The organism is Burkholderia sp. Tr-862, assembly GCF_011753085.1.
Lineage (GTDB): Bacteria > Pseudomonadota > Gammaproteobacteria > Burkholderiales > Burkholderiaceae > Burkholderia > Burkholderia ambifaria.
The window spans coordinates 1-10,813 of the sequence record NZ_VWWG01000199.1; the positions used below are offsets into that span (position 1 = coordinate 1).

The following is a 10,813-nucleotide window of genomic DNA, read 5'->3' on the forward strand; positions in this document are numbered from 1 at the left end:
CGGTCGGCGGGATGCGCCTGTATCCGCAGCGCAACCTGCTCGATCGCGAAACCGCGCTGCGCATGTGGACCGAGTACGTGACGTGGTTCTCGAACGAAGTGGGCAAGAAGGGCCGCATCGCGGTCGGGCAGCTGGCGGACCTGATGGTCCCCGATCGTGATTTCTTCACGTGCGCGGAGGACGATATCGCCGACACGACAGCGTTGCTGACGGTGGTCGGCGGCCGGATCGTGTGGGGCGCCGGGCCGTTCGCGTCGCACGATTTGCCGATTCCGCCGGCGATGCCGGACTGGTCGCCGGTGCGCGCGTACGGCGGCTATGGCGGGTGGGGCGCGACGCAGCGCGAGGGCGCGCCGCTGCAGCGCGCAGCAGCGGCCGCTGCCGCATGCGGTTGTTCTACCGCCTGCGGCATGCACGGCCATGCGCATGCGAGCGCGTGGGGCCGCACGTTGCCGACGTCGGACGCGAAGGGCTTCTGGGGCGCGTTCGGCTGTTCGTGCTGGGCGGTCTGACATGGCGATCCTGACCGGCCGGTGCAGCCCCGGGTGGATTCGCGCGCTCCTGTCGCAGGCGTGGGTCGGATCGCTGGTCCGGCTCGCGCTCGTTTCTGCGTTCCTGATCGGCGGGGTGAACAAGGCGATGCACTTCGGCGATGCGGTCGCGGAGCAGGCGCATTTCGGCCTGCACCCGCCCGCACTGTGGGCGGCGCTGGCGGTGGCGGTGGAGATCGGCGGCTCGCTGTGCGTGGTGTTTCGCCGCTTCACGTGGCTCGGCGCGGGCAGCCTCGGGATGCTGACGCTCGTCGGGATGGTCGTGGCGAACGATTTCTGGAACCGCTCGGGCGCCGAACATTTCATGGCGCTGAACAGCTTTTTCGAGCATCTTGGGCTGATCGCGGCGCTCGTGCTCGCGACCGTCCTCGACGATGCGCGGCAACCGGCCGACGATGGCTGCGGATGACCGGGATTGTCCGAGCCGATCCATCCTCTGATGAAACAACAAGGACCTCCGTTATGAAAACCCTTCGTTCCGCGCTGCTGGCGCTGACGATTGCCTGCGGTCTCGTCGCCGCGCCCGCCGCGTTCGCGAAACCGCCCGTGCCGCCCGCGGCTACGCCAACGGTGGCCGTTGGTCCGCAGTACGACACGACGCACGTGTGCGTGGCACCCGACGACTTCGACCGCTTCACCGACAGTGTCGTCGCGACGTTCGGCGGCACCAAGTCGAAGCAGGGCGTGTTCCAGGTCACGCCGACGCCGAGCCAGACGATGTCGCAGCTCGTGCTGACGCCGGTCGGGACGATCTCGGTGTTCGGCTTCAAGACGCCGATCCCGTATCCGTTTTGTGCCGAGCGTACCGGCTATCTCGTGACCGACATGGACGTCGCCGTGAAGTCGGCGCGCGAGCACGGTGCCGACGTGATCGTCGACACGTTCCCCGATCCGATCGGCCGCGACGCGATCATCGCGTGGACGGGCGGCGTGAAGATGCAGCTCTACTGGCATACCCAGGCGCCGCACTACGACGCGTTGCAGACCATCCCCGAGAATCGCGTCTACGTGTCGCCGCAAAGCGTGCGCAAGTTCGTGCACGATTTCGTCAAGTTCTCGAAGGGCAAGGTGGTGTCCGACAACCTGAAGGCGCCGGGCGTCGAGATCGGTCGCCCGAACGACACGTACCGCCGCATCCGCATCGAATCGGGCTTCGGCAAGATGACCGTACTCGTGACGGATGGCAGCCTGCCGTACCCGTTCGGGCGCGAGATGACGGGCTACGAAGTGCCTGACCTTGCCGCCACGCTGAAGAAGGCCGAAGCCGCGGGCGTGACCGTCCTCGTGCCGCCGTTCGCATCCGACGGCCGCGACGCGGCGCTCGTGCAGTTCCCGGGCGGCTACGTCGCCGAGATCCACGCGAGCGCGGCGCGATGAAGCACGAGGACACGATCCTTGCCGCGGTGGCCGGCTTCGTCGACACGCTGAGCTTCGTCGCGCTGTTCGGGCTGTTTACCGCACACGTGACGGGCAACTTCGTGCTGATCGGCGCGGGCATCGCGGGCTTCGGCCAGGGCGTGGTGCTGAAGCTCAGCGTGTTTCCCGCGTTCGTGTGCGGCGTCGTCGCGGCGAGCCTGATCGCGCGGTCGATGTCCGGGCGGCCCGGCTGGCAGGGCACGCGCGCGCTGCATACGGTCCAGGCCGTGCTGCTGCTCGGCTTTTGCGGGGCCGGCCTGTGGGCGACGCCCGTCACGCAATCCGACAGCCTGCCGGTGCTGGTGGCCGGCATCGTCGGCACGTTCGCGATGGGCGTGCAGAACGCGCATCCGCGCGTGATGGCGCGCGCCGGCGTGCCTAACACGGTGATGACGGGTAACGTCACGCAGGCGATCCTCGACGTCGTCGATCTGCTGTCGGCCGGCACGACGGACAGCGCCCGAGCGGCGGCACGCGCACGCTTCGGCAAGATGCTGCCGGCGATCGTCGCGTTCGCGCTCGGTGCGGCCGGCGGTGCGCTGGGGTTCCGTTACGTCGGCTTTGCGGCGCTGCTCGCGCCTGTCTGCGCGCTGGCGACGCTTGCGCTGGGTGCGGCCCAAGCGGCCAGCCCCGCCACGCAGGAGCGCGCATGATCGGGCCGGGGCCGGGCAGACGACGGACGCATCACGGCCGCCGCTTCGAGCGGGCCGCCCGTCTGTCGATCGTGGCGGGGCTGTTGATCGCGGGCGCCGACGTGGCGTTAGTGGAGACGGCGGTGGCATCGACTTCGACGCCGGCGCAAGAACCGGCGCCGGCTTCGACGGCGTCATCGGTTTCTACATCGGCAACGACACCCGCGGCGACCACTGCATCGACCTGCACGGCCAAGCGGCCGACGGTGCTGTTCAACCGCTGGCAGGAAGACTGGTCGGTGCTCGCGAATCCATGCGTGCCGCGCGCGCCGCTCGACGGGCTGAAATACATTGCGCTCGGCAATGATCCGGCATCCTATCTATCGCTCGGCGTGAACCTGCGCGAGCGGCTGGAGACCAACGACGCGCCGCTGTTCGGGATCGGCTCCGCGCAATCGGATACGTACCTGATCCAGCGCGTCGAAGTGCATGCCGATGCGCATCTCGGCCAGCACTGGCAGTTCTTCGCGCAATTGCAGGACGCGCGCGCGTTCGGCAAGAACACGGTGTCGCCGGTCGACCGGAACCCGCTCGATCTCGAGCAGGCGTTCGCGACCTACACGGGCGCGCTCGGCGGCGGCACGTTCAAGTTTCGCGTCGGCCGGCAGGAGATGGCGTTCGACCTGCAGCGCTTCATCGCCGCGCGCGACGGCCCGAACGTGCGTCAGGCGTTCGATGCGGTCTGGGCCGATTACGAATACGGGAAGTGGCGCTTCATCGGCTATGCGACGCAGCCGGTACAGAACCGCAACGCGTCCGATTTCGACGACGTGTCCAATCGCAATCTCACGTTCAGCGGCGTGCGCTTTGAGCGGCAGTCGGTCGGGCCGGGCGACCTGTCCGGCTACTGGTCGCGGTACAACCGCAAGAACGCGCGCTTTCTCGATGCGAGCGGCCCCGAGCATCGCGACGTGTGGGACCTGCGCTACTCGGGCACGCAGGGCCGTTTCGACTGGGATCTCGAGACGATGCTGCAGACCGGGACGGTCGGCAACGACACGATCGGCGCGTGGGCCGTCGGCTCGATCGCCGGCTACCGGCTCGACGCGCCGTGGTCGCCGCGCATCGCGCTGCAGGTCGATGCGGCATCGGGCGACCGGCATCCGCACGACGGCCGCGTCGGCACCTTCAATCCGCTGTTTCCGAACGGCTATTACTTCACGCTGGCCGGCTTCACGGGCTACTCGAACCTGATCCACGTGAAGCCGTCGGTGACGCTGAAGCCGGCGCCGAACCTGTCGCTGCTCGGCGCGCTCGGCTTCCAGTGGCGCGAGACGACCGGCGACGCCGTCTATCAGCAGGCGAACGTCGCGGTGCCGGGCACCGCGGGCAAGGGCGGCCTGTGGACGGGGATGTACGTGCAACTGCGCGCGGACTGGACGATCGCCGCGAACCTGATCGGCGCGGTCGAGGCCGTGCATTTCCAGGTTGGCGACGCGATCCGGCAGGCCGGCGGGCACAACGCGGACTACGTCGGCGTCGAACTGAAGTACGGGTGGTAGCGCGCGGCGGCCACGTGTTCCGCCCAAGTGGGCGGCGGCCGCCGCCGAATGCGGGCGCGATGAGGCTGGCGATCGCGCTCGATGACGCCGGCCTCGCGCGCGCACGAGCAGGCGGCGCATGAAAAAGGGCGACCCCGCGTGAGCAGGGTCGCCCTTCGTTCGTCCGGGCCGGCAGCGCGGCCGGCCCGTTCGCGGTGATGCCGTTACAGGTTCGGCGACAGCGCGAGCGCGTTCGTCAGGTCGCCCATCGGCTGCGCGCCGTTCGTCTTCAGCGCGTCGTCGCGCTGCTGCAGGCCTGCGAGGCGCGGCAGCGAGAAGCGGCGCGTGATGAAGCGCAGGATCGAACCCGTGTCGTACTGCGTGTGGTCCACGAAGCCCTTCTTCGCATACGGCGACACGATCAGCGCCGGAATGCGGGTGCCCGGGCCCCAGCGATCGGCGGTCGGCGGCGTGGCATGATCCCAGAAGCCGCCGTTCTCGTCGTACGTGACGACGACGACCATGTTCTTCCACTGCGGGCTTGCCTGCAGGTGCGCGATCACGTCGGCGATGTGCTGATCGCCGGAAGTGACGTCCGTGTAGCCAGGGTGTTCGTTCAGGTTGCCCTGCGGCTTGTAGAACGCAACCTGCGGCAGCGTGCCCGCGTCGATCGCCTTGATGAACTCGGCACCGTTCGCGCCGCCGTCGAGCAGGTGCTGCGCGCGGCTCGCGGTGCCCGGCGCCTGGTTCGCGAAGTAGTTGAACGGCTGATGGTGCGGCTGGAAGTTCGGCGTCGACAGATCGGCGCCGTAGATCACGTTCGACGTGCCGTTCTGGCTCGCCTGCAGCGCCTGGCCCCATGCGCCGCCATACCATGCCCACGAGACCCCCGCGTTGGTCATCAGGTCGCCGATGTTGGTCGCCGTCTGCGGCGGCATCGTCGACGGATTGGCCGGATCGGCGAGCAGCGGGTCGCCGCCCGTGGCGGCCTTGTTGCCGCTCGGCTGGTACGCCGGCTGCATCGTGTTGACGCCATAGAAGTCAGGCGTCAGCGCGCCGTCGTTGACGAACTTCGGCGGGCCGCTCAGTGCGGAGGCCGGCGAGTTCGTGGCGACCTTCAGCGACTTGCCGTCGGCGTTCAGGACTGCGATCTTGCCGGCCGCCGGGCTCTTGTCGGCGTTCGCGTAGAACGGCGCGCACGCGCAGATCAGGTACTGGTGGTTCAGGAACGAGCCGCCGAACGCGCCCATGAAGAAGTTGTCGGCCAGCACGTACTGCTGCGCGATCTTCCACAGCGGCAGCTTCGACGGATCCGCCGTGTAGTGGCCCATCGTCAGGCCGCCCGCATCGGTCCATGCGGCATACATGTCGTTCTTGCCGCCGTCGATCTGCATCTGGTCCTGGTAGAAGCGGTGCACGATGTCGCGCGTCGCGATGCTCATCGACTGGTTGAAGCCGTTCGGATCGTCGATCGCGAACGGCGCGTTCGGCAGGTTCGCCGTCATCGCCTCGGTGACGGCCGGCGTGATGCCGGTCGCGGTCAGGCCGCCCCAGATCTTCGGCAGCGTCGCCATCGTCGAACCGTCGCGATCCTTCTGCACCGAGTTCGCGGCCGTCGCGTTCTGCAGACCGTTCGCACCCGGGAAGTTGCCGTACAGGTTGTCGAAGCTGCGGTTTTCCGCATAGATGACGACGACGTTCTTGACGGCCGACAGGCCTTGTTGCGTGACATCGTCGCCGCCGCAGGCGGTCAGGCTGAGCGCGGCCGCGAGGGCGATCGGCGTGTAGCGAATCCAGGCGTGCTTCTTCATGCGATGTTCTCTCTTTCGTCGTTTGTCGCGTGTGGGAACCGGGTTGGCGCAGGGCCGGCGCACGATCTTCGAGGCATCGGCCGGCTGCGCGCATTATCTGGAATCGATTTGACAGGCAGGTGTAGGGGTGCTTTCGATTAACTGTCGGTCGAACGTCATGTAACAGTCACGGAACTGACATAAGCTCCGGCCGATTGCCCACCGCTACAAAAAGAACGACGATGCACACCCTTCTGAAACCCGTCGCGTCCGCGCGATCGCTGATCTCTGCCGCGGCAACGCTGACACTCATTGCGGGATTCGCGGCGCTCGCCGGTTGCGATGCGCGGCCCGGAGCGAATGCGCCGGCCGTGCCCGTCGTCCCGGCGGCACAGGCTGCTCCGGCCGCTCCGGCCGCTCCGGCGGTCGCGCCGGCCAGCCAGCCGCAAACGCGCGCGCAGGTATTCGAGGGCGTCAAGCAGATGACGGCACTCGGCAAGCAGTTGTTCTTCGATCCGTCGCTGTCGGGGTCCGGCAAGCTCGCGTGCGCGTCGTGCCATAGCGCCGAGCATGCGTTCGGGCCGCCGAACGCGCTGTCGGTGCAACTCGGCGGCGACGACATGCACCGCACGGGCTTTCGCGCGGTGCCGTCGCTGAAGTACCTGCGCGGCATTCCTCCGTTCAGCGAGCACTTCCACGATTCACCGGACGAGGGTGACGAAAGCATCGACGCGGGTCCGACCGGTGGGCTGACCTGGGATGGCCGCGTCGACACGCGCGATGCGCAGGCGCGCATTCCCCTCACGTCGCCATTCGAGATGAGCAGCTCGCCGGCGCGGGTTGCGAAGGCAGTTCGCGCCGCACCCTATGCCGATGCGTTCCGCCACGCATTCGGCGACCGGGTCCTCGCCGACGACCAGGCGACCTTCGGCGCAGTGCTGCGCGCGCTCGACGCATTCCAGCAGCAGCCGGCGCTGTTCGATCCGTACACGAGCAAGTACGACGCGTATCTCGCAGGCCACGCGCAGCTCACGCCTGCGGAGCTGCACGGGCTGCAGCTGTTCAACGACGAGAAGAAGGGCAACTGCGCGAGTTGCCACGTGAGCCAGCGCACGCTCGAAGGCGGTCCGCCGCAGTTCAGCGATTTCGGTCTGATCGCGATCGCGGTGCCGCGCAACCGCGCGCTGCCGGTCAATCGCGATCCGCGCTTCCACGATCTCGGCGCGTGCGGCCCCGAGCGCACCGACCTGAAGGGCCGCGACGAATTCTGCGGACTGTTCCGCACGCCGTCGCTGCGCAACGTCGCGCTGCGCAAGACGTTCTTCCACAACGGCGTGTACCACTCGCTCGAGGACGTGATGCGCTTCTACGTCGAGCGCGACATCCATCCGGAGAAGTTCTATCCGGTCGTGCACGGCAAGGTGCAGGTGTACGACGATCTGCCGAAGCGCTACTGGCCGAACATCAACCGCGAGCCGCCGTTCGACCGCAAGCGCGGCGACGCGCCCGCGCTGAACGCGACCGAGATCAAGGACGTGATCGCGTTCCTGAACACGCTGACTGACGGATATCAACCGGTGGCCGCGTCGGCTGCGCGCTAGAAGGCGTTCCTTGCGGCACGCATGCTATGCTCGCTCGCTGACGGGCGTGGCGCGTGCCGGATGGCCGGCCCCCGGTTCGCCGGCCGCGCGCCACGCCGTTCGATCGAACATCCAAGGAGAACAAATGTCGATGCGTGCATCCCTTTCCATCGTCACGCGCGTGCTGGCCGGCGCCGCGTGCGCAGCCGCGATGCTGCCCGCCCACGCACAAAGCAACCTGGGCTTCCTGAGCGACACGCCGCTGACCTACTTCAGCAAGACCGACCGCGCGTCGCTGACCAAGGCCGTCGCGCAGGTGCGCGACGAAGGCAAGGACGGCGAGACCACGACGTGGCAGAGCAACGGCCGCGGCACGCAGATCGATGCGAAGCTCACGCCGTCGACGTCCGAAAGCGACGGCAAGACCTGCCGCGAAATCGCGACCGAAATCACCGCGAAGGGCCAGTCGATGACGCTCAAGCCGGTCTTCTGCAAGACCGCCGCGGGCAAGTGGCAATTGCAGAAACGCTGAGCGCGGTGCGATGAAGCGCAGCGGTGCGCCGCGCACGGTATCGTGCGGCGTCGTGATTCTCGACGGGGCCGGCCGCGTATTCCTCGCGCATGCGACGGATACCACGCACTGGGACATCCCGAAGGGGCAGGGCGAGCCCGGCGAGTCGCCGGTCGACGCGGCGCTGCGGGAGCTGCGCGAGGAAACCGGCATCGAGTTCGCGCCGGCGCGCCTCGTCGATCTCGGCCGCTTCGCGTACCGTCACGACAAGGACTTGCACCTGTTCGCGGTGCAGGTCGCCAACGACGAGATCGATCCCGCGCACTGCACGTGCACGTCGCTGTTCCCGAGCCGTCGCGACGGCTCGCTGATTCCCGAGATGGACGCGTATCGCTGGACGGCGCCTGGCGACATCGATACGTATGCGAGCCGCAGCCTCGCGCGGCTGTTTCGCACGACGCTGTCGCTCGCGGACCTGCATCGGCGGTTGACGGGCGCGTGAGCGCTGCGGCTTCGATGTCGCGGATGGCGCGCATGGCACGAATGGCGCGCGCGCAATAAAAAACCGACCGCGAGGGTCGGTTTTTTTTCATCATCGCGCGACGTCGGCTCGACGCCGCACGCCGCGCGCGCCGCAGGCCGTCAGGCCGGCTTGCCCCAGCTGTCGCGCAGCCCGACGATCCGGTTGAACACGGGCTTGCCCGGTTTCGAATCGACACGGTCGGCAACGAAATAGCCGTGACGCTCGAACTGCAAGCGCGTTTCCGGCGCGACATCGCCTGCGCCCGGTTCGACGTAGGCCTGCGTGATCTTCTTCGAATCGGGGTTCAGCGCCTCGAGGAAGTTCGCGCCGCCCGCGTCCGGGTGCGGCTCCTTGAACAGCCGGTCGTATATCCGCACTTCGGCCGGCTGCGCATGCTTCGCGCTGACCCAGTGGATGTTGCCCTTGACCTTGTACGTGTTCGCGCCTTCCGTGCCCGACTTGCTGTCCGGGAAGTAGTTGCAGTGCACGGCCGTCACGTTGCCGTCGGCGTCCTTGTCGAAGCCCGTGCACTCGATCACGTAGCCGTAGCGCAGGCGCACCTTGTTGCCCGGGAACAGGCGGAAATAGCCCTTCGGCGGGTTCTCGACGAAGTCCTCGCGTTCGATCCACAGCTCGCGCGAGATCGGGAACGTGCGCACGCCGCGCTCCGGATGATGCGGATGCACGGGGGCCGTGCACGCTTCCTCGAGGTCTTCCGGATAGTTGTCGATCACGAGCTTCAGCGGATCGAGCACGGCGACCGAGCGCGGCGCCTTGTCGTCGAGGTCGTCGCGCAGCGCGCCTTCGAACACGCTCATGTCGATCCACGAATCGACCTTCGTCACGCCGATCCGCTCGCAGAACAGGTGGATGCTCTCCGGCGTGAAGCCGCGGCGGCGGATCCCGACGATCGTCGGCATGCGCGGATCGTCCCAGCCTTCGACGTGACCTTCGGTGACGAGCTGCAGCAACTTGCGCTTGCTGGTGATCGCATACGTGAGGTTCAGGCGCGAGAATTCGATCTGTTGCGGCAGCGGACGCGTGAACATGCCGGCATCCGCGAGTTCGTTCAGCACCCAGTCGTACAGCGGGCGGTGATCCTCGAACTCGAGCGTGCACAGCGAGTGCGTGATGCCCTCGAGCGCATCCGAGATGCAGTGCGTGTAGTCGTACATCGGATACACGCACCATGCGTCGCCGGTGCGGTAGTGGTGCGCATAGCGGATCCGGTAGATCACCGGGTCGCGCATGTTCATGTTCGGCGACGCCATGTCGATCTTCGCGCGCAGCACGTGCTCGCCTTCCTTGAACTCGCCGGCCTTCATCCGGCGGAACAGGTCGAGGTTGTCCTCGGGCGAACGATCGCGGTACGGCGACGGCTTGCCGCCTTCGGTCAGCGAGCCGCGGTTCGCGCGCATTTCGTCGGCGCTCTGGCTATCGACGTACGCCTTGCCGCGCTGGATCAGCAGCTCGGCGAATTCGTACAGCTTGTCGTAGTAGTCGCTCGCGAAATACTGGTGATCGACCGCATCCTTGCGCCAGTCGAAGCCGAGCCAGCGCACCGCGTCGACGATCGAGTCGACGTACTCGACGCTTTCCTTTTCCGGATTCGTGTCGTCGAAGCGCAGGTGGCACACGCCGCCGTAGTCGCGCGCGACGCTGAAGTTCAGGCAGATGCTCTTCGCATGGCCGATGTGCAGATAGCCGTTCGGCTCGGGCGGGAAGCGCGTTTCGACGCGGCCGCCCCATTTGCCGGTGCGGTTGTCGTCGTCGATGATGTTGCGGATGAAGTTGGAAGCCGCGGGGGCGTCGTTACGTTCGGTGCTCATGCGGTTGGCGTCAGGTTGTGTCGGCGCGTCGCGCCGGTTTAATCCTGTAATTCTACCTGAGCGGGGTCCGTCCCGCGCGGGTTGTGGCGCCGCAGGGCCCGGTTCGCGCTGCGTCCCGCAATATCTCGATAATGTGTCGGCTGTAACACGACGTAAATCGGTTTGCCCGGCGCGTTCGGCTTTTCCTATGATGGCTTCACCGATTCAATGCCGCCAGCGGGCCTTGTGACTGGCGGGAGGAAGCCAATAATCCATGATGAAGAAGACCACTTTTCTCGTTCGTACCGCGGTAATCGTCGCGGTCCTGTCGCAACTCGGCGCATGCGCGATGACGCATACGCAACGTAACGCCGGTATCGGCGCGGCCGCGGGCGGCGCGCTCGGCTACCTGATCACGGGCGGCCCGGTCGGCACGTTTGCCGGCGCGGCGGCAGGCGGCC

The 10,813-nt window shown here is 67.3% G+C and carries 10 protein-coding genes and 1 pseudogene; 9 read left to right on the forward strand and 2 right to left on the reverse strand.

The window, feature by feature from the left end; genetic code table 11:
- The 5 genes from F3J14_RS30715 to F3J14_RS30735 form a co-directional block, all read left to right on the forward strand.
- Positions 1-512, forward strand: a 512-nt coding sequence (locus F3J14_RS30715; RefSeq protein ID WP_166726127.1) for an amidohydrolase family protein, incomplete at its 5' end; no start/stop codon positions are given.
- Between the two features lies 1 nt (position 513).
- Positions 514-960 (forward strand): DoxX family protein, encoded by a 447-nt coding sequence (locus tag F3J14_RS30720; RefSeq protein WP_166726128.1) that lies wholly within the window; start codon positions 514-516, stop codon positions 958-960.
- Between the two features lie 53 nt (positions 961-1,013).
- Entirely contained in the window at positions 1,014-1,928 is a 915-nt protein-coding gene (locus tag F3J14_RS30725; RefSeq protein ID WP_166726129.1) for a glyoxalase, read from the forward strand.
- On the forward strand, positions 1,925-2,620 hold the full coding sequence (locus tag F3J14_RS30730) for a YoaK family protein (RefSeq protein ID WP_166726130.1): 696 nt from the start codon (positions 1,925-1,927) through the stop codon (positions 2,618-2,620). The genes F3J14_RS30725 and F3J14_RS30730 overlap by 4 nt, the downstream gene beginning before the upstream one ends.
- Positions 2,617-4,161: an alginate export family protein gene (locus F3J14_RS30735; RefSeq protein ID WP_166726131.1), complete on the forward strand. Its 1,545-nt coding sequence runs from the start codon at positions 2,617-2,619 to the stop codon at positions 4,159-4,161. Before F3J14_RS30730 ends, F3J14_RS30735 begins: the two co-directional genes overlap by 4 nt.
- Before the next feature lie 203 nt (positions 4,162-4,364).
- Here the strand turns inward: F3J14_RS30735 and F3J14_RS30740 are convergent, their stop codons facing one another.
- Positions 4,365-5,951: an acid phosphatase gene (locus F3J14_RS30740; RefSeq protein ID WP_006754063.1), complete on the reverse strand. Its 1,587-nt coding sequence runs from the start codon at positions 5,949-5,951 to the stop codon at positions 4,365-4,367.
- A gap of 221 nt (positions 5,952-6,172) precedes the next feature.
- Between F3J14_RS30740 and F3J14_RS30745 the strand changes: the two genes are divergently transcribed.
- The 3 genes from F3J14_RS30745 (at position 6,173) to F3J14_RS30755 (ending at position 8,523) form a co-directional block, all read left to right on the forward strand.
- Positions 6,173-7,531: a cytochrome c peroxidase gene (locus F3J14_RS30745; RefSeq protein WP_166726132.1), complete on the forward strand. Its 1,359-nt coding sequence runs from the start codon at positions 6,173-6,175 to the stop codon at positions 7,529-7,531.
- A gap of 124 nt (positions 7,532-7,655) precedes the next feature.
- Positions 7,656-8,042, forward strand: coding sequence for a hypothetical protein (locus tag F3J14_RS30750; RefSeq protein ID WP_166726133.1), 387 nt, complete (start codon positions 7,656-7,658; stop codon positions 8,040-8,042).
- 10 nt (positions 8,043-8,052) lie between these two features.
- Positions 8,053-8,523, forward strand: coding sequence for an NUDIX hydrolase (locus F3J14_RS30755; RefSeq protein WP_166726134.1), 471 nt, complete (start codon positions 8,053-8,055; stop codon positions 8,521-8,523).
- Positions 8,524-8,663: 140 nt separating this feature from the next.
- On the opposite strand, the gene F3J14_RS30760 is transcribed toward F3J14_RS30755, so the two are convergent.
- The gene (locus tag F3J14_RS30760; protein WP_166726135.1) at positions 8,664-10,373 is read right to left on the reverse strand and encodes a glutamine--tRNA ligase/YqeY domain fusion protein; all 1,710 of its coding nucleotides are present in this window, start codon (positions 10,371-10,373) and stop codon (positions 8,664-8,666) included.
- Between the two features lie 253 nt (positions 10,374-10,626).
- Here F3J14_RS30760 and F3J14_RS30765 point away from each other — a divergent pair.
- Positions 10,627-10,813 (forward strand): annotated as a pseudogene (locus tag F3J14_RS30765) (hypothetical protein); the annotation flags it as partial.

Coding starts and splice junctions, on each gene's coding strand:
- F3J14_RS30720 (WP_166726128.1), top strand. CDS start 514: ATGGCGATCCTGACCGGCCGGTGCAGCCCCGGGTGGATTCGCGCGCTC.
- F3J14_RS30725 (WP_166726129.1), top strand. CDS start 1,014: ATGAAAACCCTTCGTTCCGCGCTGCTGGCGCTGACGATTGCCTGCGGT.
- F3J14_RS30730 (WP_166726130.1), top strand. CDS start 1,925: ATGAAGCACGAGGACACGATCCTTGCCGCGGTGGCCGGCTTCGTCGAC.
- F3J14_RS30735 (WP_166726131.1), top strand. CDS start 2,617: ATGATCGGGCCGGGGCCGGGCAGACGACGGACGCATCACGGCCGCCGC.
- F3J14_RS30740 (WP_006754063.1), bottom strand. CDS start 5,951: ATGAAGAAGCACGCCTGGATTCGCTACACGCCGATCGCCCTCGCGGCC.
- F3J14_RS30745 (WP_166726132.1), top strand. CDS start 6,173: ATGCACACCCTTCTGAAACCCGTCGCGTCCGCGCGATCGCTGATCTCT.
- F3J14_RS30750 (WP_166726133.1), top strand. CDS start 7,656: ATGTCGATGCGTGCATCCCTTTCCATCGTCACGCGCGTGCTGGCCGGC.
- F3J14_RS30755 (WP_166726134.1), top strand. CDS start 8,053: ATGAAGCGCAGCGGTGCGCCGCGCACGGTATCGTGCGGCGTCGTGATT.
- F3J14_RS30760 (WP_166726135.1), bottom strand. CDS start 10,373: ATGAGCACCGAACGTAACGACGCCCCCGCGGCTTCCAACTTCATCCGC.